General features: G+C 37.1%; 24 protein-coding genes. 4 read left to right on the top strand and 20 right to left on the bottom strand.

The genetic code is table 11. From position 1 onward, the window contains the following. Position 1: 1 nt before the first annotated feature. From JTI58_RS13210 to JTI58_RS13160, 11 genes are all read right to left on the bottom strand, one after another. Positions 2 to 847 carry an ABC transporter permease gene (locus JTI58_RS13210; RefSeq protein ID WP_205441569.1) on the bottom strand — a complete coding sequence of 282 codons (846 nt, stop codon included), beginning with the start codon at positions 845 to 847 and terminating at the stop codon, positions 2 to 4. After that, positions 844 to 1779, bottom strand: a complete 936-nt coding sequence (locus JTI58_RS13205) for an ABC transporter ATP-binding protein (protein ID WP_205441567.1) — start codon at positions 1777 to 1779, stop codon at positions 844 to 846. The genes JTI58_RS13210 and JTI58_RS13205 overlap by 4 nt, the downstream gene beginning before the upstream one ends. Continuing rightward, positions 1779 to 4172, bottom strand: coding sequence for a DUF8725 domain-containing protein (locus tag JTI58_RS13200; RefSeq protein WP_205441565.1), 2394 nt, complete (start codon positions 4170 to 4172; stop codon positions 1779 to 1781). The genes JTI58_RS13205 and JTI58_RS13200 overlap by 1 nt, the downstream gene beginning before the upstream one ends. Before the next feature lie 161 nt (positions 4173 to 4333). Next, positions 4334 to 5221, bottom strand: coding sequence for a transcriptional regulator CcpC (locus tag JTI58_RS13195; RefSeq protein WP_205447275.1), 888 nt, complete (start codon positions 5219 to 5221; stop codon positions 4334 to 4336). A gap of 68 nt (positions 5222 to 5289) precedes the next feature. Beyond that, positions 5290 to 5730 (bottom strand): cyclic-di-AMP-binding protein CbpB, encoded by a 441-nt coding sequence (cbpB, locus tag JTI58_RS13190; protein WP_205441563.1) that lies wholly within the window; start codon positions 5728 to 5730, stop codon positions 5290 to 5292. Between the two features lie 197 nt (positions 5731 to 5927). Next, the gene (locus JTI58_RS13185) at positions 5928 to 6167 is read right to left on the bottom strand and encodes a hypothetical protein (protein WP_048391979.1); all 240 of its coding nucleotides are present in this window, start codon (positions 6165 to 6167) and stop codon (positions 5928 to 5930) included. A 63-nt stretch (positions 6168 to 6230) separates the two neighbouring features. Beyond that, positions 6231 to 6998 (bottom strand): 2,4-dienoyl-CoA reductase, encoded by a 768-nt coding sequence (gene fadH, locus JTI58_RS13180; RefSeq protein WP_205441561.1) that lies wholly within the window; start codon positions 6996 to 6998, stop codon positions 6231 to 6233. A gap of 660 nt (positions 6999 to 7658) precedes the next feature. Next, positions 7659 to 8843: an iron-containing alcohol dehydrogenase gene (locus JTI58_RS13175; protein WP_205441559.1), complete on the bottom strand. Its 1185-nt coding sequence runs from the start codon at positions 8841 to 8843 to the stop codon at positions 7659 to 7661. A 15-nt stretch (positions 8844 to 8858) separates the two neighbouring features. Further along, complete coding sequence (locus tag JTI58_RS13170; protein ID WP_205441557.1) at positions 8859 to 9620, bottom strand: 3-hydroxybutyrate dehydrogenase; 762 nt, start codon at positions 9618 to 9620, stop codon at positions 8859 to 8861. A 60-nt stretch (positions 9621 to 9680) separates the two neighbouring features. Beyond that, positions 9681 to 11201, bottom strand: a complete 1521-nt coding sequence (locus JTI58_RS13165) for a CoA-acylating methylmalonate-semialdehyde dehydrogenase (protein WP_205441555.1) — start codon at positions 11199 to 11201, stop codon at positions 9681 to 9683. Positions 11202 to 11216: 15 nt separating this feature from the next. Then, positions 11217 to 12110, bottom strand: a complete 894-nt coding sequence (locus tag JTI58_RS13160) for an NAD(P)-dependent oxidoreductase (RefSeq protein ID WP_205441553.1) — start codon at positions 12108 to 12110, stop codon at positions 11217 to 11219. A gap of 236 nt (positions 12111 to 12346) precedes the next feature. Between JTI58_RS13160 and JTI58_RS13155 the strand changes: the two genes are divergently transcribed. Further along, entirely contained in the window at positions 12347 to 12958 is a 612-nt protein-coding gene (locus tag JTI58_RS13155; RefSeq protein ID WP_205447273.1) for a TetR/AcrR family transcriptional regulator, read from the top strand. A 46-nt stretch (positions 12959 to 13004) separates the two neighbouring features. On the opposite strand, the gene JTI58_RS13150 is transcribed toward JTI58_RS13155, so the two are convergent. The 6 genes from JTI58_RS13150 to JTI58_RS13125 form a co-directional block, all read right to left on the bottom strand. Further along, positions 13005 to 15011 (bottom strand): GGDEF and EAL domain-containing protein, encoded by a 2007-nt coding sequence (locus JTI58_RS13150; protein WP_205441551.1) that lies wholly within the window; start codon positions 15009 to 15011, stop codon positions 13005 to 13007. Between the two features lie 29 nt (positions 15012 to 15040). After that, entirely contained in the window at positions 15041 to 17197 is a 2157-nt protein-coding gene (locus JTI58_RS13145; protein ID WP_205441549.1) for an RNA degradosome polyphosphate kinase, read from the bottom strand. Beyond that, the gene (locus JTI58_RS13140; RefSeq protein ID WP_205441547.1) at positions 17194 to 18741 is read right to left on the bottom strand and encodes a Ppx/GppA phosphatase family protein; all 1548 of its coding nucleotides are present in this window, start codon (positions 18739 to 18741) and stop codon (positions 17194 to 17196) included. The genes JTI58_RS13145 and JTI58_RS13140 overlap by 4 nt, the downstream gene beginning before the upstream one ends. Positions 18742 to 18906: 165 nt before the next feature. Further along, positions 18907 to 19809 (bottom strand): chemotaxis protein, encoded by a 903-nt coding sequence (locus JTI58_RS13135; protein ID WP_205441546.1) that lies wholly within the window; start codon positions 19807 to 19809, stop codon positions 18907 to 18909. A gap of 65 nt (positions 19810 to 19874) precedes the next feature. Next, positions 19875 to 21197: an MFS transporter gene (locus JTI58_RS13130; RefSeq protein WP_205441544.1), complete on the bottom strand. Its 1323-nt coding sequence runs from the start codon at positions 21195 to 21197 to the stop codon at positions 19875 to 19877. Positions 21198 to 21825: 628 nt separating this feature from the next. Beyond that, a complete protein-coding gene (locus JTI58_RS13125; RefSeq protein ID WP_205441542.1) occupies positions 21826 to 22146 on the bottom strand; it encodes a winged helix-turn-helix transcriptional regulator in 321 nt (106 codons plus the stop codon). 163 nt (positions 22147 to 22309) lie between these two features. Here JTI58_RS13125 and JTI58_RS13120 point away from each other — a divergent pair, with 163 nt between their 5' ends. Next, positions 22310 to 22702, top strand: a complete 393-nt coding sequence (locus JTI58_RS13120) for a DoxX family protein (RefSeq protein WP_205441540.1) — start codon at positions 22310 to 22312, stop codon at positions 22700 to 22702. Between the two features lie 68 nt (positions 22703 to 22770). Here JTI58_RS13120 and JTI58_RS13115 read toward each other — a convergent pair whose 3' ends face one another. The 3 genes from JTI58_RS13115 to JTI58_RS13105 all read right to left on the bottom strand — a co-directional run bounded on the left by JTI58_RS13115 (position 22771) and on the right by JTI58_RS13105 (position 24393). After that, the gene (locus tag JTI58_RS13115; RefSeq protein ID WP_205441538.1) at positions 22771 to 23637 is read right to left on the bottom strand and encodes an NAD(P)-dependent oxidoreductase; all 867 of its coding nucleotides are present in this window, start codon (positions 23635 to 23637) and stop codon (positions 22771 to 22773) included. A 298-nt stretch (positions 23638 to 23935) separates the two neighbouring features. Continuing rightward, positions 23936 to 24112, bottom strand: a complete 177-nt coding sequence (locus JTI58_RS13110) for an aspartyl-phosphate phosphatase Spo0E family protein (RefSeq protein ID WP_004224595.1) — start codon at positions 24110 to 24112, stop codon at positions 23936 to 23938. A gap of 92 nt (positions 24113 to 24204) precedes the next feature. After that, positions 24205 to 24393: a hypothetical protein gene (locus JTI58_RS13105; protein WP_205441536.1), complete on the bottom strand. Its 189-nt coding sequence runs from the start codon at positions 24391 to 24393 to the stop codon at positions 24205 to 24207. A 123-nt stretch (positions 24394 to 24516) separates the two neighbouring features. Here JTI58_RS13105 and JTI58_RS13100 point away from each other — a divergent pair, with 123 nt between their 5' ends. Beyond that, positions 24517 to 24705 carry a YkvS family protein gene (locus tag JTI58_RS13100; RefSeq protein WP_004224583.1) on the top strand — a complete coding sequence of 63 codons (189 nt, stop codon included), beginning with the start codon at positions 24517 to 24519 and terminating at the stop codon, positions 24703 to 24705. Between the two features lie 79 nt (positions 24706 to 24784). After that, positions 24785 to 25402, top strand: coding sequence for a CPBP family intramembrane glutamic endopeptidase (locus JTI58_RS13095; protein WP_205441534.1), 618 nt, complete (start codon positions 24785 to 24787; stop codon positions 25400 to 25402). Positions 25403 to 25445 lie beyond the last annotated feature (43 nt).

Below are 25445 nucleotides of genomic sequence, written 5' to 3'. Positions count from 1 at the left end.
CTCATCGATTACTTTTCATGTTGGCACGTAATTTTTTAATGGCGATTGTTAGGCATAAAACGATAATCAAGATATACGCTATTAAATAGGTAATCCAAACAGGTAATTTCACGCCTGAAAGTTCGCTAAGCGCATCTCCCATTTCCGGAGAAATAAGTGTCAGCATCAAAGCACCTGGATTAATAGACGCCCAGAAATAGGTCATAAAGGAGGTACCTGTTCCAATGGTGTTACCCATTTGATGAAAGGCCATTGTTAAAAAGAAGAAGAATGCTGTAATACCACCCAAGAAAATGATTGAGCCATATGTGGCAATCATGGCAACAATGGTTCTTTTTGTAATTGTGGAGAACATCACGCCTATGCTACCAATGGCTACTACAGTGACTAAATAAAATAAAAATATAGAAATAAGCTGTGAAGGCGACACACCACCGAATAGAAACACTAAGCTATATAGTGGCAATCCCGCTACCAGCATCAATACTAGAAATGCTACAGAAGATAGTAATTTTCCAACAACAATTTGTGTAGAACTTTGTGTCGTTGTTAATAAAATATTTAATGTTTGCTTTTCGCGCTCACTACTAATGGCACCTGCAGTCAAACTTGGTGTAATGAAAAGAACTAATGCCATTTGTAAAATGGTTAGCACAGCAAACATCATAAAGCTTGTCTCTGGTCTAAAGAAGCCTTTGCCAGTAAATTCAGTTGTAAGCAATAAAAACCCTGCAATGAAAATACACAGTACTGCTAAATAAAACATTAAACCGGAAAAGCTTTTAAAAGAACGGAAGCGTAACTTCAATTCTTTTACAAGTACTGGATTATAAAATCTTTCCATCATTGATTGTCCGCTCCCTTCGTAATCGCCATAAAGACATCCTCTAAATCCTTCTCTTCTTCACTTAAAGCATAAATCGGTAAATCGGCAAGCATCGCCTTTTTCAGCAATGCCACCTGCTCTACATCTGTTCCTCGATAATTAAAGGCTATTTCTAAACGATTGTCGATGACATCAAGAGATGAAATTTGAGGATCTTCCTCTAAAAATGCACGTACTGCATCCAGTTGATCTGTCACTTTCAATACAATACGCTTTTCTCCCTGTAGCTGAGCCTGAATCGCAGCTACATTGCCATGCGCAATTAATTTACCATTATCAATAACACCGATTTCATCACACATCTCAGCAAGTTCTGGCAAAATATGCGACGAGATTAAAATTGTTTTTCCCATGGACTTTAAATTCCGTAAAATATCTCGCATTTCCACACGAGCACGTGGATCTAGTCCTGATGCTGGCTCATCTAGAATTAAAACCTTTGGATCATGGATAAGTGCACGGGCTAAACATAAACGTTGCTTCATACCACGTGATAATAAATCAACATATTCGTAGCGTTTATTTGTTAAATTCACTAGTTCTAATAGTTGTGGAATTAACACTTGACGCTCTGCTAATTGGATACCGTAGCTCGCTCCATAAAAATCTAAATATTCATCTACTTTTAACTGATCATATACACCAAAGAAATCGGGCATATAACCAATTTGCTTACGAACTTCTTTTGGTTCCTTTACTACACTTTTGCCATTTATTAGAGCATCACCTGAAGTCGGTGACAATAGTGTAGCTAAAATAGAGAAGGTTGTTGATTTACCTGCTCCATTGGCGCCAACAAATCCAAATACAACGCCTTCTTCTAAAGATAAGTTTAAATGATCTAGTGCTGTAAAGGAGCCATACCGTTTCGTTAAATCACGAATTTCAATCATTATTTTGCCACTCCTTTCAGCTCTATGTCTGGTAACTTCGTTTGTTCCCCTGATGGATCGGGACCATACTTTAATTCAATGCGAAGCTCTCCTTCTTGATTAAAGTAAGTTGAAATTTTATCAGTAAACACTTGCTTTGTATCAACCAATGGCTCATATACATTCGTTTCATTATTCCAAATGGAAAGCTGCATACGTGCGACATCCTTATTAGAAATTGTCAGCTCATTAAATGATTTAATAACATCCATAAATTGATCTGGCATGGCCATCGTTACTTCGTATAACCCTTCAGATAGGTACCATTTGTTCAATTCTTCCTCGATCTTTTCATAATACCCATTTGCTGATAGTGGCTCTACTGTATACGAGAAGTTGTTGCGCTTCATTGTAAATGGGCCAGATAGCTCTACTTTTCCTTTAAATGGCTGAACAAGCATCGTAATCGGTGACATATTGGCACTTGTTTCTAATTCAACCCCTACAATAGCTTGATCTGTCCAAGCAGTAAGTATTGGCTGTTTATCATTTTCTACAAGCGGCAATGCTAATGTTTTCATTCGTTCAATACGCATTGGGTCTACCTCATCCTTTTTCGATGGGTAACTATAATTATAATTATTGAAGATAGATGGTTTTTGAAGAACCGTTGTTTTCAGTTCCTTATTGACCTGTAATGTTCCGTTTGCTTCAATATCACCCAGTTTTACTTCTTTCACACCTGAGATTAATGTGACATCTTTTAATGCGAACGGGAAATTATTTTTAACTGTTCCTGTTAGTTTTTCATTTTTCAGCGTTATATCTATATCCATCTTGCCAATATTTTGTGCTGATGTTTTTCCACCAAAGGATTGCACAGACCAGTAGCTTAAATCACGTAATGTTAGCGTTGAACCGCTAGCGTTTTCTTTTATATAGGAAGATTCATGTAATGGCCCCATCGTGCCTGTGAAATTATTGTAATTTCTTAATGCAACGGCAGTTGTATTTTGATCAGCATTGACTACAAAATCCCCACTGCGATTCGTTAGAATGGACTCTACATAATAGCCATTTACACTACTATCTTCATTTACTTTATAGAATGCAGATTGTTGCACTTGTGGCTGAACAATACGATCCTTCGCTCCGACAATAAAGAGAACAATGGAAAGGACAACAGAGATGGATGGAATAATCCACCATGCATGCTCACGCTTGTCCGCTTTTTTCAAGACAAAATAAAGCATTGGCCCGATAATTAAAATATAAAGAATAATGACAATTAGCATATAGCTCACAGATACTTCGAATGATGGAAATAATTCGTTAATGTTACGAAGTTCATAAGAGATTTGATCGAGAGGAGATTGCCCCTGTCTCATCATTCCTTGCTGTGAAATACTTTGAATATTGATCACTTTAGCTAAAAGTGCTGCATAGCCATCCATAGAAGCGAGTGGTTGATCACCTAAAGAGAAGGTTGTTTGAATAACTTCCCCGCTACCCACTTTTTTCTTTGCTGCTAACACTGCATTATTTTCTGTTAATACAGGTAAACTTCCTTCACTACTAGTAGCTGAGTAAATCGAAATCGGCTGAGTAAAAATGCCGCCTCCTGACAGTTTAGTTAAAGCTTCTGCAGAAATCGAAGTCATTTCTTGTGATAATGACAAAGGTAAATATTCTTTAAAAATACCTGCAGTTGCATCGATTTGGTCAGCAGCACCTAGAAGTAAGGTACCACCATCTTGTACCCATTTAAGTAATGCTTCTTGTTGTTTCTGTGTTAAATCAGCAATCGCCACTTCATCTACAACAATAACATTGGCCATAGCAAGTCCTTGTGAATCTTCTGGAAGTGTATAATCTTTTAATTGATTGATATTGAATACTTCCACATTGCTTTGAGCTACAAATGTTGATAAACGTAATAGCGCTGAAAGTCGATCACTTTTATCTGTTAATGTATAAATGAATGTTGATGAGGGATCTAAAAAATTTGATTGCAGACGCTTTGTTCCTTTATAGGCAATCTTTTTTCCTTTTTCAATGTTTCCCTCATAAAAGGCAAATAAATCTGTGTCCGAATAACTATAGTCAGCTAAACCATTTAGATAGAAAGTAAATGTCTTTTCCTCTCCTGCTGCTATATCAATTGGAACGACGAGTGCTGAAGCAGCCTCATAAGAGTTGGCTGAATTGATCGCCATATCTCCAGAAAAGTCAGCTCCATTATTTTTCACTGTAACTTGTAGTGGCACTACTGATTGATATTTCGCTTTTCCTGAAATACCTGCTGTTGCTTTGACCTCTAGCGTAGCAGCAGCGCTCGCCTGTGTTGTAGGCAAGATAAAGCTCATTACAAGCATAACTAGTAAGGTCAGTGCCGTCCATTTTGTCTTTTTCAAAAGCTCAACCCCTTTTTATGTAAATAGATGGTTACATAATTATACGATTTAGATTGCATTTTGTTCCATTTCTTATGATATCTTCATGAATATTCATAAACTCTTAAGAATTCTACAATGCAAAAAGGCAACTCCAAAACAACCTGGAGCTGCCTGATTTTCTATTTAGTATAATCAAACAAACACCGTGCATGATCCTGCACCACTTCAACAAAAGCCTCTACCTGTCTCAATTCAAAGGAGGATTCGTAGCCAATTAGCCAAGTATCACGTGTAAGTCCAAATTCCTTTTCATTATTTGTCAGAGGTATTTTATGAATGCCGTCGTGGTCATTTAACGTAATAGAAGGTAAGATCGCATAACCGATACCATTTAAAGCCATTTGCTTACAAATTTCAATTTGATCCACTAAAATTTGTTTTCTAGGATTTGAAGCAAAATGCTGCTGCCACCATTGTTGAATTTCTTGATAATAGTTGGAATCACTCTTATATTGAATAAATGGACGGTCTGTCTTTAACACATCTTCAATTGTTTTAACCTCTTTGTCCACTAAATATAGAGTATCTCTGAAAAGGTGGATCTTTTCTCCTTTCCAGTCAACCTGGCCTCTTACAATACCTACATGTGCCTCGCCCTCATAAAGTGCTTTCACAATTTCAGAACTCCAGCCCGTCATCAGGGATATTTTAGCCTCAGGATATTTTGCTACAAAATCCTTCAAGATTTTTGGTAGCCAGTTTTGACCAACGATCGATGCACAGGCAATTTTCAATGTCCCATTTACTTTTGTTGTTAAGGATTGTATGGTTTCAAAAATCTCTTCCTTTTTAGCCAGCATTTCCTTTGCATAGGCTATCACCTGTTCGCCAGCGGGTGTTGCTGTAAGACCTTTCTGTGAGCGAATAAATAACTGTGCACCCCAGTCTTTTTCAATCGTTTGCAATCGTTGTGAAAGGGCTGGTTGGGATAAAAATAGACGTTCTGCTGCTTTCCGCATATTACGTTCTTCAGCTAAAATTTTTAAAATTTCTGCCTCTGTTGCCATCAAACAATAAACCTCCAATACAAGCAAAGAGGGCCTCATGATTTTCATCTGAGTTCCCTCTTAAGCTACTACTCTTTTTGATAAATATATTTTTTCAATTGCTTCAAAATAACACGTCTTGTTAATATCCCTGCAAATGTACCATCTTCGTCCACTACACATAAAAAAGCGTGGTTAATGACTAAATCCAAAGCACGCTGGAAAGTATCCGTCAGCTTTAATACAGCGATCTCTTTTTCCATAATAGTGTCAACCTTAATATCAGGTAGCTTTTCATATTCTATATGCTCAAGTCCAAGAATCGATTCGGTAATCATTTTCATGCTTAGTAAACCTTGAAGTCGATATTTCAAATCTAATACAGGTATGGACGAGTACCCTGTACGTGTTAGTACAAGGAGTGCATGTTCCGCACTATTTCCAATTTGTACATGCGCAACTTTTTCAGAGGAAATGATAAACTCACTAATTGGCATTGCTAATAAGTCTTTGCTGTTAGTTGAAATCATGAACTTCTTCTCCTTTTCTGTCCTCACTGTGTAGAACAGTCCTTCCCTTTCATCATATCACAACTTTTCTATGTATGACCATGACCAGGCCGAGAAGAGTTTTTCATGAACAATGAATTATTTTAGCCCATACAGCAAAAACTTAGTATATCTTCATTCAGTCAAGCTTTTCATGACTGAATGAAGATGGTTCCTATCTAATAGCCAGCCTTACTCCAGTAATAAAAAATCATGATTCCTAAAAAAAGCAAAAAAATTGCATAGACCCAAACAATTGGGTTCAACATCGTTGCATACTCTTCAACTGTTTCTGAAATCGGGGTATCATTTTCAGATTTCCGTTCAGAAGTCATTTTGGCTATTTTTAGCGTATAGACAAACGAAATAGCAGAAATGATCACAATGGCAATAATTGCTGGTATTAACCACATACCCATTGGCAAAACTCCTTTCTTTACCCTTAGTATGCGTCAACCCAGCTCTCTGTTATGCAAACATTTTTAGAATGGATATTGATTGAGCCACTGCCCACCATCCAATGTCACACATTCTCCATTCATATAACTTGCTTTGTTAGACATCATAAACGTAGCTAAATCAGCAATTTCTTCCGGTGTTCCTATACGACCTAGCGGAACAGAATCTAGTGTACGAGCTGCCGCTGCTTGTGATTCCCAAAGCTTATCGGCTCCACCAGTACGCTCGATTGGACCTGGTGCAATCGCATTAACGCGAATTCCATACTGTTTTCCCCACTCGACAGCTAGCGTTCTTGTCAATGATAGTACCCCCGCTTTGGCCGCAGCAGAATGGATCACACCAGCGCCTGCATTCCAAGCATAAGTCGCCACCATATTTAATATAGACCCCTTGATTTTTTGCTCAATCCAATACTTGCCGACTACTGAAGAACAGTAGAATGTACCATTTAATACAATATCCACGACAGCCTTCCAGCCATTCGGTGATAAATCTTCTGCACGTACAATAAAGTTACCTGCAGCATTATTCACAAGCCCATCCACTTGACCAAATTTTTCTACAGCAAATGCGAGCATAGCTTCAGCATGCTCAGGTACGCGTACATCCATTTGGAATGTCTCGATAGAGGGACCAGCCTCCGCTATAAATTTCTTTGCCTCTGCTAATCGTTCTTCGTTACGTCCCGTTATGACAACATTAGCTCCCTCAGTGACGAATTGCTTAGCCATATACAGCCCCATGCCACTTGATCCACCCGTAATAAGAATAGTCTTCCCTTGCAACATTCCATTTCCCCCTTTGTTAAAAATGAATGATGATTCACTAAAATTTTACTATATATTCTCGAATATGTCATATTAATTCTATAGATTGCTAGTTTATTTTCTAAAAAAATATAAGAGAGCTATTCATTAGTTTGAACAGCTCCCTACATAGTGTTAAAAAACAAAACCATCAATAGAATTTTTGTGAAAGGTGAAAATGGATTTCCGTTGCAGGCTACTTGCTTTCCTGTGGGCGAGCGTCAAGCAGCCTTCCGCATTAATCCACACATATAAATTGAAAGTGTCCACTACTCATTTTATTGATAGTTGTTGTGACTAATCATTCTTCACATTGAAAATAAGAGTCTATCCCCTCTCTAATCATACAAATAATGGGCTATTTTGTTCCCTACTGCTAGTATGAAAGAGGAATAGACACTTTTGCAGAATGGTTGATTGGAGTGGAGCTAGCATCATTCCTAGGGATTTAGCGTCACAGAGAAGACCCTGGAGCGAGCGTAAGTGAGTGAAGCGGCTCATCGGACGCCCCCTGGAAAAGACGCTGGCGGAACGGAAATCAACCCCTCGCCTTGCCAAAAGGCCTTTTTCTACTAGTGACATGATCTTTTTCCAACAACATAGAGAGAGCCATTCATTAGTTTGAATAGCTCTCTTATATTATTAAAACTCATACGTATAGGCCATTTTGTATAGCTCCATTAATTCTGCTTTGGTTGGTATCTTCGGATTATTCCCAGGGCTACCACTTGCAAGAGCATCCTCAGCCATTTTAGGTATGGCCTGATAATAAGCATGCTCCCCTATTCCCCATTGCTTTAAATTGCCTATCTTCATATGCTTACACATTTCTTTAATGGACGTAATGGCAAGCTGAGCAAGCTCTTCTTGTGATAAACTTTCTTTTGTTTTATTAAAAAACTGTCCTAAATCTGCTAATCGATCTATACAAGCTTCTTTTGAATAGTCTAGTACAGCTGGTAAAAGCATCGCATTGGAGATGCCATGTGGTACGTGGAAAAGTGCACCAATCGGACGCGACATTCCATGTACGAGGGCAACAGAAGCATTTGAAAATGACAGCCCTGCCTGCATCGAACCTAATGACATGGCTTCCCTCGCATCAACATCATCCCCATGTTCATAAACCTTTATCATGTTATTAACGATTAATTCCATGGCAGATAAGGCCAGCACATTCGAATAGGGGTGAGCTAAGCGCGATAAATAGCTCTCAATGGCATGGCTCAATGCATCTATTCCCGTTGCTGCGGTAATTGCAGGAGGTGAAGTAATCGTTAAAATAGGATCCACAATCGCAATAGTTGGCATAAAAGCTGGTTGCTTAATCATCATTTTTACATCACTTTTTGTATTGGTAATAACAGTTGCATCTGTTGCTTCAGAGCCTGTACCCGCTGTCGTTGGTATCGCAATGTGTGGAATTGGCGGATAAGCTGCAACCTTTGCCATTTTCATATAATCTCCTATGTAGCCGCCGTTTGTAGCCACTACTGCAATCGCCTTTGCCGTATCAATACAGCTACCACCACCAACAGATATAATGACATCACAGTTTTCTTTCTGCAAAAGCTGCAAGCCCTCTGCTACATACGTATCAACCGGCTCTGTTGTCACCCCTAAATATGAAACGACTTCCATCCCTTGGGTCTTTAACAGCGTATAGCATTGCTTGACAAAGCCTAAGCCGTCCATGATTGGGTCACTAATAATTAATGCCTTGGAGCCTAGTTTTTTTGCATACTCTCCTACTTCTTCAAATGAATCACGACCATACACAATCGTTCCTGGTGAATGAACGGTAAAGATGGTTTTTGTTTGAATCATATTTTCCCTCCTAAGCTATTGAGCTGTATAGCCACCATCTAATAGAATGGCTTGACCGGTTAACCCCTTTGCTACATCACTTGCTAAATATAATGCAAGCCCTGTAATTTCCGAGACATCAAGTAAACGTTTTTGCGGTACAAGTGGATATAACACTTGTTCAAGTACTTCCTCCACTTGAATACCTCGTGTTTTTGCTAAATCCATAAACTGATTACGTACTAATTCCGTATCAACATACCCCGGACAGATGGCATTAACCGTGATTCCATCCGTGGCCACCTCAAGTGCGGTTACCTTGGTAAGTCCAATTACACCATGCTTTGCTGCATTGTAACCAGCCTTACCAGCAAAGCCAATGATGCCATTGATGGATGCCATATTGATAATACGACCAAATTGATTTTTCTTCATATGTGGTAACGCATACTTCATCGCCACAAATGGGGCAACCACCATTACTTTTTGCATAGCCTCAAAAATTTCTGTCTTAAAATCCTCAATAAGCGATACATGTTGAAATCCTGCATTATTGATTAAAATATCTAATGTTGAGAATTTTTTAATAGTAAAATCAATGGCTTCTCGTATGGCTTGTTCTTCTGTCACATCACATATAAAGGAAGTTAAAGAGGGGTTTTGTGAGACAGCTTCCTCTAAAAGCTGTTCATTTTTATCCGTAATCACTACATTAGCTCCTTGCTCAGCAAATGCTTGTGCCATGGCAAGGCCGATACCACGAGCTGCCCCTGTAATAAAAACCGTTTTTCCTTGCATACTACATCCCTCCCTCTTTTTTAGAAAAAGAGCTGTATGTCTCTACAGCTCTTGGTTTTATTAGTCGTTATTGCTAGGGAATGCAAATGTTGATGCTGTGGATGCATTGCCTGCCATCCATCGCTCTGAAATTGTCTTTGTTTTTGTAAAGAATCGTGCTTGATCTGGGCCAAACATATGCCCCTCGCCAAAACGAGAGCCTTTAAAGCCAGCGAAGTTATGATAGCCAACTGGAATAGGAATTGGTACATTGACACCTACCATGCCAACATCAATTTCTGTTGTAAATTTTCGAGCTGCTAGCCCATCATTGGTAAAGATTGTGACACCATTACCTAGCTCATGCTTATTTATAAGTGCAATAGCTTCCTCCAATGAATCAACACGAACAACATTACGAGCTGGGCCAAATATTTCTTGCTCATAAACTTCCATGCCTGGCTTTACATGATCTAATAATGTAGGTCCTACATAAAATCCTTTAGACTCTTTGACAATGTCAAGTTCTCGTCCATCGCATACTACTGAAGCTCCTTCTGTTTCTCCTCGATCAATTGCAGCAAGTATTGCTTCTTTTGATTGTTGAGAAATAACAGGGCCAAAATCTGAATCAGGGTTTGTATATGGGCCTACCTTTAGATTAGCGATCTTTTCCTTCAGGATCTCCACTAGACGGTCTGCAGTATCTTTTCCTACAGGCATAATGGTAGATATCGCCATACAACGCTGGGATGCTGCCCCATAAGCTGCTCCAATAAAGGCATTAGCTACCTGTTCAAGATCAGCATCTGGCATCACGACCATATTATTTTTACCACCACCAAGTGCTGTTACACGCTTTCCATATTTTGACCCTGTTTCATAAATATACTTTGCTACTGGAGTTGATCCAACGAATGAAATCGCTTGCACAGTTGGGTTTTCTAAAAGTTCGTTGACCGCATCTTTATCACCATTGATCACTGTCCAAATGCCATCAGGCAACCCAGCTTTCTTCCATAGCTCACTAACATACAATGCAGTCATTGGCACACGCTCTGATGCCTTTAAAACAACCGCATTTCCTACAGCAATGGCCATACTCGTTTGTGCTAGAGGCACCATGATTGGGAAATTAAATGGAGAAATTGCCGTCACAACCCCTAATGGATATTTTGCAGAATAGGCATTTATTTGACCTCCAACATTAACAGAGTATTCTCCTTTCATTAAGTGAGGCGCACCGATGGCTAAGTCAACAGATTCAAGTCCTCGCGTAATTTCACCTTTGGCATCTTCAATCGTTTTACCGCTTTCAGTACAAATGATTTGTAATAGCTCCTCCATATTTTCAGTAACAAGGTTACGGAACTTTAGCACAATTTCTGCACGCTTAGCCACTGATGTATCACGCCAAGTTGGAAATGCTGCTTGAGCTTGCTCGATTGCATCTCGTGTTTCTTCTACCGTTGCAAGGGGAACCTTAGCAATGACTTCACCTGTTGTTGGATTAAATACCGATCCAAACCGGCCACTTTTCCCTTCAACCAATTTACCGCCAATAAAATGTGTTAATGTTTTAACCTCTTGCGCTGTTGTCATATCCATTTCCTCCTCTTAAAATTGTTCTAGCTTACATTTTTCTTTTAAGCTTAAATAAGCAGCAGACATATCATTTTCGCCATAGCCCTGCTGAGCAATTTCACTGTAAAGATCCACCAATTTTTCACCGATTCGCAGAGATACGCCAGCTTCATCTGCCATTTCCTTAGCTAACTTCAAATCTTTTAATAGTAGATTTGTCGAAAAGCCTGGCTCATAATTATCATTTTTCATATATTCCACATAATTGCGTTCATAAATACGGCTTTGCCCATAGCTATTACTTAAGACTTCATATAGGGTGTCTGCCTGAATACCCATTTTTTCGCCAAGTACAATTGTTTCAGCGACCGCCTCTGTGTAAAAGCCAATCATTAAGTTATTGAGTAATTTAATTCGCGTTCCTACACTTGAAGATGTGCCCAAGTGATAAACGTTTTTCCCGACTATTTCGAATATTTTAGCAGCACTTTTATAATCATCTGTGTCACCACCAACCATAATGGTTAATGTCGCATTGACAGCCCCAATTACACCCCCACTGACAGGTGCTCCCAAATAACGTAATCCCAAAGCTTTAGCTTCTGAATGTAACGTATCATTCAATTCGGGATTAACAGTACTAAAATCAATCAGTAGACTTCCCTTCTTTGCATGTTGTAAAATTCCTTGCTCGGACTGAAAAACCAATTCTACAACGTGAGGGGTAGGCAAACTGGTCATAATAATATCACATTGTTTCGCAATATCCATAGCTGTCTCAAGACCGATACCACCTGCTGCTACGAATTGTTCCATTGCCTTTGTATTTGTATCGAAGCCATACACCTCATAATCTGCTCTTAATAAGTTAATAGACATTGGTAAACCCATATTCCCTAAGCCGATAAAACCTAATTTTTCCTTCATTGTGACCTCCCCCAATTCTTGAAAATACAACAGAAAAGCTTGATGATGCACTAGCCAACTTTCATTTTTTAAAGTAACATTAATAACAAGATATTTTAATGACCACGGTCACTGACTTCGGTCAATTAAATCATAATCAATAGAAATCCATCTCGTCAATTAAAAATTCGATATTTTCAGAATGTTTTTTATGGAAAATATTTCACAATACTTAATATAGGAGGTAATAGGTGACAATGGAAGCACTCACAAGCAGACAGAAAAAGGCATTGGAAACACGTGAAAAATTATTGAAAACCTCTTTGGATTTATTTAATAAATATGGTTATGAACATGTATCTGTTGAACAAATTACGAAGGCTTGCAATGTTTCAAAGGGTACATTTTATACACATTTCCCATCTAAATATGATGTTATTTTAGAAAAATTTATGGAACTTGATCATTTTTATAGTACGGTTGAAAAAAAGATTGATGGTACATTATCAGCAAGTGAAAAAATACTATTAGTGTATCAAGAGCAAATGAAGTATTTAACAAATGTGGTGGGAAAGGATTTATTACGTACTGTATATACCGCTGCCATGACAAACCAAGTAGAACAGGATCATTATTTAATTAATCCCCAACGTAAGATTTTTCAAATAATGAACACATATATCGAGGAAGGCATTCAACAAGGCGAATTTAGACAAGATGTATCTGCCACTACCATACAATCAATTATTCAGCGTTGTATGCGTGCCAATGTTTATGATTGGTTAATACATAGTGAAGATTTTGACCTCGCCTCTGAGATGGCCCAATTTACGGCAATTGTCTTAAATGGTCTTAAAAACGACAAATAAAAAAGTAGCACTTCATCTATTTTGCGATGAAAGTGCTACCTGTTTTCTAGCTGACAAAATATTGTTGTACAATGGTTTCAACGGGTAATGGTTTATTATACAAATAGCCTTGCCCTTTTTGACAACGATGACGTTTAAGAAAATCGACTTGTATTGGTTCTTCAATACCCTCTGCAATGACCTCTAATCCTAAATTATGAGACATTGAAATAATGGCCTTTATGATGGCTTCATTTTTGTCATCCTTTGCTATATCTGCAATAAATGACTGATCAATTTTAATAATATCAATTGGATAACGCTTGAGATAACTTAAGGAGGAATAGCCTGTACCAAAGTCATCCACAGACACATAAACACCTAATTGCTTCAGTTCTGTAAGTATCGAAAATGTTTCATGAACGTTTGTCATAGAACTTTCGGTAATTTCTACTTCTAATAATTCAGGTGGAACATCATATTTTTTTAAAGCTGTTTTAATTTTTCGCGCAAAGTTTTCTTTTCTAAACTGTTTTGGAGATATATTGACTGCAACACGTACAGGACGGTATCCCTTCGATTGCCATTCTCTTTGGTAACGACATACCTCATCAATAATCCAATCACCGATTTCAATAATTAAACCTGAGGCTTCTGCAATAGGAATAAATTGAGCAGGTGATACAAAACCAAATTTACGATTATTCCAACGCAGTAATGCTTCAAAGCTATTGATGCTATTATTTGCTAAATCCATTTGCGGTTGTAAATGGAGACTAAGCTCATTAAATTCGATTGCTCGACGTAAATGTGCCTCCATTAATGCTTCATTTGGAAAAATGGCTGTCATATCTTCACGGTAGTAGCGGTAATGCGAGCGACCATGTTCTTTAACAGAAAATAAAGCTTTATCTGCTTTCCGTACAAGTGTCTCGATATCTTTACCATCTGCTGGACTAAGTGAAATCCCAATCGACACGCTAATAAAATATTCCTGCCCATCTATCATAAAAGGCTGTTTTAATACGTCCATGATCAAGTTAGCAGTTCGCTCAATTTTTTGGATAGTTGCATCTTTTAGTACAAATATAAATTCATCACTATTATATCGGTATAGCGAACATTTTGAGTAGCAAAGCTCCCGTAACCTGTGACTAAACATACGCATCAACTCGTCTCCCTTGCTCTCACCAAGGGATTCATTAAACTTTTTAAAACGGTCAATGTCAACTAAAATAAGGGCTGCTTGCTTATGCTCCTGTTTTTTATCATTTAAATGTTGTAGCCAATGTTCCTTAAAAGCTTTTCGATTCCAAATACCTGTTAATTCGTCCATCAGCGCTAGGTAATAGAATGCTTCGTGATCATTCATAAATGAATTAGCATCTTTAACAAATAAGTGTACACCTACAACTTTACCATTATAATACGTTGGATGCGTTCTTAAATAAAAGGGCTCTTTACTAAGCAATTGACCCTTTAATAAACATTTAGGCATGCCAAACGCTGAACCTTCAATTGTTTTAGTAAATAATAATTTGAATTCATTAAGATATTTACTTTCTAATAATGAAAAAATATCAAGTCCAATTAGACTGTGCTGCTCTCTCGATAGTAGAGCAGTAGCAGCAATATTTTGATGAATGATTCGACCTTGTAAATCTGCCGTTAACACTGGACTTACATGTTGTTCAATGAATTGTAAATAGGGCTTCTCTTCAAATGGTGTTGCTCGAATAATAATGGCAACCATTGATTCAGAAAAGTGCTGTGCATGAAGCACGAATGTTTTCTCTTGAAGACCAGTACCTAATTTTAGGACATGCTGTTTATTGAATTCTTGATTTAGAAGTTCCGACAATTGCAGCCAGCATTGCTTTGTAAAAAAGTTCTCCGCGTTTTTGGCTGTTATATCCTCCAGCTCAATCAATGACGATAGCTTTTCATTAAATTCAACGACCTCAAACGCTGTCGTATCAACTTTTCTCAAACAAGCGACTGCATCAAATGGATTCAGTTGTATGAGCTGTTGATAATCTGCAAATGGCGCTACACTTTCTCTACATTTTTTCATTCTATCCCTCACTAAGTAGCGTGTTTGCTCTATTCTTCATCTAGCGTAGGCTTTAATGCATCCTTCAAGAAAATTTCCTGGCTATTTAATGGATCTTCGCTGCGATCAAACTCTTTGTAATGATACTTACCATTAGAGTCTTGAATACGTGCTTTGGCAGTATCCATTAATTGTGCATTCATTATGTCAATAATACGAGTTTTTGCTTCACTTGCATATACAGGGAATAAAATCTCTACACGTTTAATCATATTGCGTGTCATCATATCTGCGGAGGATAAATAGACTTTGTTTTCCCCATTATGATGGAACCAATAAATACGAGAATGTTCAAGGAAACGACCAACAATACTTGTTACGGTAATGTTTTCACTAATACCTGGGATACCTGGCCTAATACAGCATATACCACGAATAATAAGCTCCACCTTTACACCTGCAATCGAAGCCTTATAAAGCTTCATCATTAAATCCTTGTCGGTTAGTGAATTCATTTTTGCACGAATAAAACCATTACCATATTTTTTATGACAGGCAATTTCCTCATCCATTAAACGAATAAACTCATCTCGTATATCAAATGGTGCCACGACTAAATGATTAAAGGTAGGCTTTTCTGTATAGCCACTTAAGTAGTTAAAGAAATTTGTCGCATCAATGCCAAACTCTTTATCTGTAGTTATTATGCCCATATCCGTATAGATTTTTGCAGTAGCATCATTATAATTTCCTGTACCCAGATGGACAAAACGTTCAATTTTGCCATGGCGACGACTAACGACTAGGGTGATTTTGGAGTGTGTTTTTAGGTTATTCATACCATAAATCACAAGACAACCCGCTTGTTCTAATTGTTTTGCCCAGTGTACATTATTTTCTTCATCGAAACGGGCCTTTAGCTCAACTAATACTGTTACTTGTTTACCGTTTTCAGCGGCAAGCTTTAACGCTTGAATAATCGGCGAATTCCCACTTACTCGATATAATGTTTGTTTTATTGCTAACACATTCGGGTTGACAGCTGACTCAGAAATAAAATCAACAATAGGGGCAAACGATTCATATGGATGATGGAAAAATATATCTTGTTGAAGTGCTTTTTCAAAAATATTTTCGTCTGACTGTAAATCTAAAGGTGGCTGTGGGATAAAGCTTTCATATTCTAAGTGCTCACGTCCTACAGAAATACCTTTGACAAAAGAGAACATAAACGTTAAATCCAACGGTCCATCAATATGGAATACATCGGATTCTTCTATTTCAAATTCATCTAATAAGTATTGCAGCACTTCCTCGTTCATTTCTCCAACTCGAACTTCTAAACGGCTACCTACTCCCCATTTTCGCTTTTTCAGCTCTTTCTCGATCTCCACTAAAAGATCTCGAGCACCCTCTTCATGGATAGTTAAATCCGCATTTCTTGTTAAACGGAAGGCTTGCGCTGATTTTACACTATAGCCATAAAATAGTTTTTCAATATGAGCTACTATTACATCCTCCAATAAAACAACAACTGTTTTTCCTTCTTCGGATGGTACTTTTATATAGCGATCTAAAACAGATGGAACCTGGACAATCGCCACTTTTTCACGACTTTCAAGATCTGTCTCATCCTGCTCTATCAGTACTAGTAAATTTAAGGTTTTACCAAGCAAGGTTGGGAAAGGACGATATGCATCCACTGCCACAGGTGTTAAAACTGGGAAGATAGTTTCTGTAAACATTTCATTGATAAATGATTTTTGCGTGCTATTTAAATCTTTCATGTCCGCAATATGTACATTATGTTGTGGCAGTAAATCGTAGATTAAATGTCGATATACCTCAGTTTGTCGACGAACTAATGCTTGTGTACGCTCTGCGATTTTAGCCAGCTGTTCTTTCGGTGTTAATCCAGATTTATTTTCGGGCTTATGAAAACCAGCGCGTACTTGGTCCTGTAATCCTGCAACACGCACCATAAAAAATTCATCTAAATTTGAACTAAATATAGCTAAAAATTTTAAACGCTCTAGCAGAGGATTATTAATATCCTCTGCTTCCTCTAACACTCGCTCATTAAAGGCAAGCCAGCTTAATTCGCGATTATTGTAGTATTGAGGCTTTGCAATTTCCTCTAACAATAAATTGTAGTTTTCGGAAAACTCTTCCTCATGTAGCTCGTTTTTCGTTACTTCAGTTGTCATCCATTGTTCCACCCTTCTTCAATAAAATTGATTTTCATTGGGATTTTTAATGCACGTTCTAAATGCTTCCTATGTCGATTGGCTTGATACTTTTCAGCCTCAGCATTCTTTTTTACATAAATATCAAGCTGAACATGATCTTCTTCCGTGTGCATCTCAATAGCATGTACGATATTGCGCTTTGAAACATTTAATGCATAGACAAATTTTAATAACGCTCCGAAATCTCGTATTTTGCGATATTCCTCTCGACTCATCCATGTTGCAAATGGAGCAGCAAATCGTTCGAAATAATCTTTATTTTTATAGGAGGCAAGAAGTGCTAGTTTTACTTTTTCTAAATGATTTAAACCATCAATGGATTGATTCGCAATTAAGTAAAAGGTATGTTGGCTTGAAGAGCTCAGTTCAATATACTCTCCTATATTAAAAACCTTTGCAGCCTTTGTTAATAAATGTAAATCTTCTGGGTTATAATGCAAGCACCCTAAATGACAACATTCACGATACAATTGATCTGCCAAATGCATTAAGTAATCAACTTCCATTTCACTCCGACCATATTGACGTGCTAATCTTCTAGCATTTCCTTCAAACACATTGTATTTATCAAATGCCTGTGCATCTGTTTGCAAAATCCGTTGAATAATGAGACCTTCACGTAAACCTCGCTTTGTCAGTTGAAATAACTCACTACCAACTACCTCCATCAACACTCTAAATACCTCTAATGCAGGTACAATGATATCTGCACGATCAGATGACAGCCCATCCAATTGTTTCAATTCTTGAAAGCTTAATTGCCCTAAAAATAAGCTTAAATCATCCAAACTTCCCTTTTTCATTTCGTAACCATGAACACTGGCAATAGGATAATCATGCTTTTGTTGATGTATTTGCGCTATATTCCGCGCACTACCACCAATGGCGATAATAGGTAAAGCAACATTCTGGATCCAAGGGAGTGTTTGGAATTGCTCTTTTACAAAGGCAATAAGCTCCTTTTTTTCACTACTATTGATAATGTCACCTTTTACAAAACGTTGCTTTAAAGAAACTGTCCCAAAAGGAAAACTATGTGATTGCTGAATTTCTTTATTTTCAAACAGCGTAATTTCGGTACTACCACCACCGATATCAATCGTCACGGCCGATTTCGTCCCCATGGAATAGGCAACAGCAACGTAGCCAAAATAGGCTTCTTTCTCTTCTGATAAAAGCTCAATTTGGATACCAGTTCGTTCTTTCATTTCCTCAATAATTTTATCTCGATTAGTGGCTTGTCGGATAGCAGCAGTCGCAGCAGCTTTCACATCTGTTACTTCAAAATCCTCAAGCATGGCTTTAAATGTTAATAAAGTTTCTGATAACACTTGAATACCTTCTTCAGACATCTCTCCTGAGGGCTGTATATATGTACGCAAACGTGCTACCGTTTTAATATTTCCAAGCTCTCGAAGTCCCTCATCATTATCATATTGATATAATACTAATCGAATAGTATTGGAGCCGATATCAATAATAGCTGTTTTTAATTCATTCAAATAATCACATCCTTCAAGCATCTACAATTTATTTTGTTCATAATATTTGGACATATACAAAAAAGTCGGACCCTCTTAATTAAGGCATCCGACTATACTTTCATTTATTTATACTTGCAGGATACCCATTATTAAAATTGTGAAGTATCATGTAAGCCATGGTGTTTACAGAATAAGTTGGTCAACACGTAAAATGAGCTCTGCAATTTCTGGCTTACTTATTTGATCCTCTGCCCCTACTTGATCACCTTTGTGACGAAGATCATCCGTAATTAGACTTGAGAAAATGATGACAGGAAGCTTTTGAAGATCGGGATGCTCTTTGATTTTTCGTGTTAAATGGTGGCCGTCCATTTGCGGCATTTCAATATCAGTTACCACCAATTGAATATGCTCAGCTATATCACTACCACTATTTGCAATTCCCTCTAAGTATTCATAAGCATCGCGACCATTTTCAAAGAATTCAACGTTGTCATAACCAGCTTCACTCATCGTGTCGAATAGTAATTTACGTAATAACGGTGAATCTTCTGCAATTAAAATTCGCTTTCCAGATCGCTCACGTTTGCCGAGCTTTTTAACAGATTCTACACTAATACCTGAAGCAGGATTGATGTCCACCATAATTCTTTCGAAATCTAGTAATAGAATCATTTGTTCATTCTGTTTAATCACACCAATTACTTGTGATGTTCCTCCTTGATACATATCCGAAGGTTTTTCGATTTGATTCCAAGAAATACGATGGATTTGTGTTACATTATCTACATGGAAAACGACACGTTGTTTATTAAATTCTGCCACAATATATTTTTGTTGTGGATTACGCTCAGCACCTTGAATCCCTAATACTCGTAGCATATCTACAACAGGTAATACCTCACCTCGTAATTGAATGATTCCTTCTACATGCGGGTGCGCGTGTGGGATAAATGTTACTGGGATCGGTTGAATAATTTCTTTTACTTTAATCACGTTGATACCGAATTTATTGTTTGCTACTTCAAATTCAACGATCTCTAGCTCATTTGTGCCACTTTCTAATAATATTCCTTTATGTTCCAATGCAACCCCGCTCCTTTCTCTACATCTGTTTATAATTCAATTGTATCATAGGCAATACATTTCTCCTACTTGCTATTTCCATTTTTATCATTAACTTTTAGATGTACCAATAGACCAACTACAGTCATAACAATCAATGTTGATAAAGCTACGCGGCTAGCAAGAGTACCATAATCCTTCATCCACAATGTAACGGTTCCATATACTGCTGGACCGATAATGGATGACACTTTACCTGAAAAGGCAAATAAGCCAAAAAATTGTCCACGTTTCTCGTTTGGTGATAATTCAATAATATATGTCCTAGATGTTACCCACATTGATCCAAGAGATATACCAAATAGACTACCAGCAAGCCAGAACATCCATTGTGCTGTAGCAAAAACAGCAAATACCAACGCAACAATCATAATAAGCGAAACAATCGTTATAGCACGTTTAGCTCCTATTGATTTCGTAATATAACCAAATGCAAGGGAACCAATTATTGTGGACACCGTAGATACCAAGTAAAGAACGATAAATTGCCCAGAACTAAAGCCAACAATTGTTGTCGCATAAACAGCCATCATGGCAATCGTTGTAGCAATGGCATCATTTAAAAAGAAATAAGCAATCATAAAGGTAAAGATTGCTTTATATTGCTTCATCTCTTTAAATGTTCGAATGATTTCTTTATAACCATCTAAAAACTTTAAGGATTTCCGCTGTGATTTTGGAATCGGTGTATCTTTATTAATTAAGAATAATGGCAATGAAAAGAGTAAATACAGGATGGCCGTTGGAATAAATGCTCGATGAAAATCGCTATTACCAACATACAAATAAACAAGTAATCCAAAAAGTGTACCAAGATACCCGATGGCAACACCATACCCTGAGATAAGCGGCATCTCTTCTTTTGTCCCTAAATCTCCCATCATGGAATCGTAAAATACTAAACTTGAATTAAAGAAAAATTTTGCTATAACAAAACTTGCAACTACCAAAAACAAACTAAGAGGCACACCAGAGTAATTGACATTGGTTTGTACATTCGCAAATATGCCCATCATAAACGTAAACAGAATAGATATGGATGCAAACCATACAATAAATCTCTTTTTATAACCTGTGTTATCAATCCAAACACCGAAAAGTGGTGAAAAGATAACGAGTAACAAGCTTGCAATGGCATTTGCATAGGATATAAAGGTGCTCGCAACTTGTTGCATGACTTCATTCGTTCCTAAAACCTCATCCATGTAAAACGGGAAAAATATTGTATTTATATTTGAAGAAAAAATTGTATTCGCAAAATCATAAAATGCCCATGAAAGTATCGGCAAAGATAAATAAATGGCTAATTGACTTCGATGTTGTACGTCTATTGCTGTACTCTTCTTCATAAAACCCTCCCCTCCATTCTCTATAATAATCAATTAATTTCTCTCTGTAATAAAAAATACCTTTTTTTAAAGAAAATTAATATTATTTACAATATAACAGTAATTTCACTGAAAAATAACTGCCAAATGGTCGATACTTGAACACTCGTTTCCAATCGTTTTCCGAGTAAATCAAAAAAGGTATTCAAGCTCCTCGCTTGCATACCTTTTTGACCTTTTGACAAGGTGGTTGATTTCCGTTCCGCCAGGGGGCGTCCGATGAGCCGCTTCACTCACTTGCGTTCGCTCCAATCAACCATTCTGTAAAAGTGTCTTCTCTTAAACTAAATAGCCCATTATTTGTATGATTAAAGAGAGGATAGGCTCTTATTTCAATGTGTAGTGCCCCCTCCATAAAGAGGAGTGAACACCTTCACATTATTTGAAAACCTTTGCTAAAAAGATTACATTTGGGGGGGTGAAGCGGAAGGCTACTTGACTCCCGTGGGATAGCGAGATAGACGAGCCCTTGTATGGAACAGTAGCTTGCAACGGAAATCCATTTTCACCTTTCACAAAAATTCTAATGATTATTTATTTTTCAACACGATAAAAAGGTATTCAAGCCCCTCGCTTGAATACCTTTTTCTCATTCTATCTCTATCGTCACCCATTCAGAGGACCATTGTTCAATCGCTTTTAGCACAGGTGCAATAGCATAACCTTTTTCCGTAAGTTCATACTCAATGACGACTGGCGTAGATGGAATTACTGTACGTAGCACAATTTGCTCAGTCTCTAACTCCTTTAAACGTTCTGTTAATACACGACTACTAATATTCAGCTGATTTTTAATGGTTGAATACCTTTGTGGACCATCCAGTAGCTGATAAATAAGTAGGGTATTCCACCGATGATTTAATATCATGAGTGCTTTTTCAAAACGTGGACAAATATTTTTTTGATCCAAATGACTAACCCCCTTTTGTAATTAGTTCCTATTTAACAGTATATCACTTTTTTTAAAAAAACCTGTTCTAAAAAAACATTAAGTTACTTGACAAAAGTTATTTTTAAAAATAAACTAAGTTACGAATTGTAAGTAAAAGAAAAAGAAAAGGAGTTACTCTATTATGCAAAATATTGGTTCAACTATTTTACGTGTCGTTCTAGGCATTATTTTTGCCGTGCATGGTTTTCAAAAATTCCAAGGCGGTATCAGTTATACAGCTGACTTCTTTGATAGTCTAGGTATACCAGGATTTATGGCGTATATCGTGGCGATTATTGAATTAGTCGGTGGAATTGCTATTATTTTAGGTTTAGCAACAAGAATTTTTGGTGCTTTACTAACCATTACAATGATCGTGGCTATCTTTACAGCAAAGCTTAGTATCGGCTTTATCGGAGCTGATGGATTGGCTGGTTATGAATTAGATTTAGCTTTAGGAGCCATCGCTCTTTACTTTGCTTTAGCAGGAGCATCTAGCTTCTCCTTAGATTCTCAACTTTTTGGTAAAGAGTAAATAAAAAAAACCCGAAGTCTCCCATTTATAAGGGGGCTTCAGGTTTCTATCCATAATTGAATCGCTAACTATTTATAATACTTTAAGAGTGCTTGTGTACCATTATCACCATAGCCTTCTGCGATTAATTTCTCATACATTTCATAGGCTAACGCTAGTCCAGGTAATGTAATGCCCATTCTGTTTGACTCATCTAAAGCTATTTTCATATCCTTTACAAAATGTTTAATATAAAAGCCTGGTGTAAAATCTTCTTTCATCATGCGTGGGGCCAAATTACTTAAAGACCATGACCCTGCTGCACCTGACGATATCGATTGTAATACGGTAGGTAAATCCAATCCTGCTTTTAGTCCATAAGCTAATGATTCACACACCCCAATCATACCAGAAGCAATGACAATTTGATTGCACATTTTTGTATGCTGCCCTGCACCTGCTTCACCTTGATAAACTATATTTCCTCCAAATTGCTTCATAATTGGCAATACCTTGTCATATGTATCCTGATCGCCACCAATCATGATAGACAAAGTACCATTTTGTGCACCAATATCGCCACCAGAAACAGGGGCATCTAAAGCCTCAACACCGATCGATTGAGCATGCTTATAAATTTTAATTGCTAAGGATGGCTCTGAAGTTGTCATATCAATGACAATGTTGCCTTGTTCAGCTGTTTGGAAAAGGCCATTTTCCCCAAAATATACTTCCTCTACATCTGAAGGATAGCCTACCATTGTAAAGGCAATTTCATGATTTCTAAATGCTTCCGCAGGCGAGCTTGCCCATGACGCCCCTAAAGCAACAAGAGGCTCTGCTTTTTCTTTCGTACGCGTATAGACGGTTACTTCATGACCATTTTTTAATAAATGCTTAATGATACTAGCACCCATTACACCAGTTCCAATAAATGCAATACGTTTCTTTGTCATATGTACATGCTCCTTTGTTTTAGAATGTATGCACTCTCAGTGAGAGTTCAACTCTATATCTTTTCAGTTTAGGTGAATGAATGAAATAATTCAAACTCTTCCCACAACTTGTACTAAAATTTATATGTAAGGCATATATACCGAATAAGCAAAAAAAAGAGAGCAAGTGATTGGGGGATCACTGCTCTAAAGGGGGAAATGAGAATGTTGCTGTGTTCATAGTAAGTTATTCCCCATTGAAATGCATTTTAAACATATATGTTAAAATGTTTTTACCCTGAATACTGGAACAATCTTTTTAGTCTTCTTGGTCTTTTTCTTCTTCAAATGCCATCTGTCTATAATAAGTATTCATTAACTGATCTAATCTGCGACTCAGTTGAATGGTTTTTGCATTTTGCAACCCGTTTTCTACACCTGAGCGAATCATCATCTCACGAGTTTGTTCCATTTGTTTCAAGAGTAGATTGACCATTCATACAACCCTCCACACACAAATAATCATACCATTATTATACATTTATATTTCATTTCTTACAGCATTAACTTACGACAATGTTCGACAAATTAACTTCTTGGAATTTCAGTATAAGTATAGATAATCCGTCCATTTTGCTTGGCCTCACCTCTGAAATGTTTAAATAATGGATGCCTTACAAGTATTTCGCGAAATTCGTAAAATTCTTCCTTTTGAATTTCAATACTTTCTCTTTCCCCATTTTGTAATTGTTTAAGCATATTTTCGTATTTTTCCATTTACTTTATTCCTCTCTTTTCATTATTTGTGTAATAAATTATGAATTATTTAAAAAAAGCTTTACGTTTACCAATTTTTCATGCAAACTGTATATTATTAGTCGATGAAGGAGCTGACTGTCTGTGAAAATAGCTGAAGTTGGAAATATTATCGAGTTTAAAAATGGTCTCCAAGGTATTGTAGAAAAGGTAAATGAAAATTCGGTGATTGTTAATTTAACATATATGGAGAATTTTGATTCCCTAGAAATTGAAGAGAAAACGGTCGTCAATCATAAACGTTATAAAATTTTATATACTAATGAAGCTTAATAGTCTGAATAGTCCCTTTTTGTCTTAATAGATGATAAGGGACTATTTTTTTGATAAGATTAAGGTATGGAGGTCGAATATGCTAACAAATTCGAAACAAACAATACTATTTCTCCTTTCTTTATTATTCGTTTATGGCATGCTTGCTTTTACCTTTGCTAACCAAGCGGTATTTTGGTACATGTATGCATTCACTCTACTAGTATGTATTGCCATTGCCATCTTAGCTGGCTCCATTGAAGATCAATTACCTACATGGCAATTTTTACTCTTTGGTATTGGATACGGTACCATCACATATGGTATTATTCGCTTCGGTTACTGGCTCGCTCCATATATTAATAATAACTTAGTACAATCCGTTCAAAAATTTTTAGCAAGCTATGGACCACAAAATATTTGGCACTATGTTTTACTCGTATTTATCGTTGCCATAGGTGAAGAATTATTTTGGCGTGGTTATATCCAACAGCAGTTAAAACGCTTTATGCGCCCAACGTTGGCTGTCATAGTTACTGCAGTATTATGTGCTATATCAATTGCCCTAAGCGGATTCATGCTTGGTGTCATTGCCGCACTTGTAACAAGCATTATTTGGGGCTTTTTATATGAATGGCGTAAAAGTATGCCACTTGTTATTGTAGCTCATGTCGTTTTTGTACTATTATTATTTTTAGTGTTGCCTTTAACATCATAACATTAAAATTTGGAAACATTTTATCTTTACTGACGTTTAATTT

It is taken from the genome of Lysinibacillus fusiformis, from assembly GCF_016925635.1.
Classification (GTDB): Bacteria; Bacillota; Bacilli; order Bacillales_A; family Planococcaceae; genus Lysinibacillus; species Lysinibacillus fusiformis_F.
Note: the sequence above shows the minus strand (reverse complement) of the source record. Positions and strands in the feature narration are given on the sequence as shown.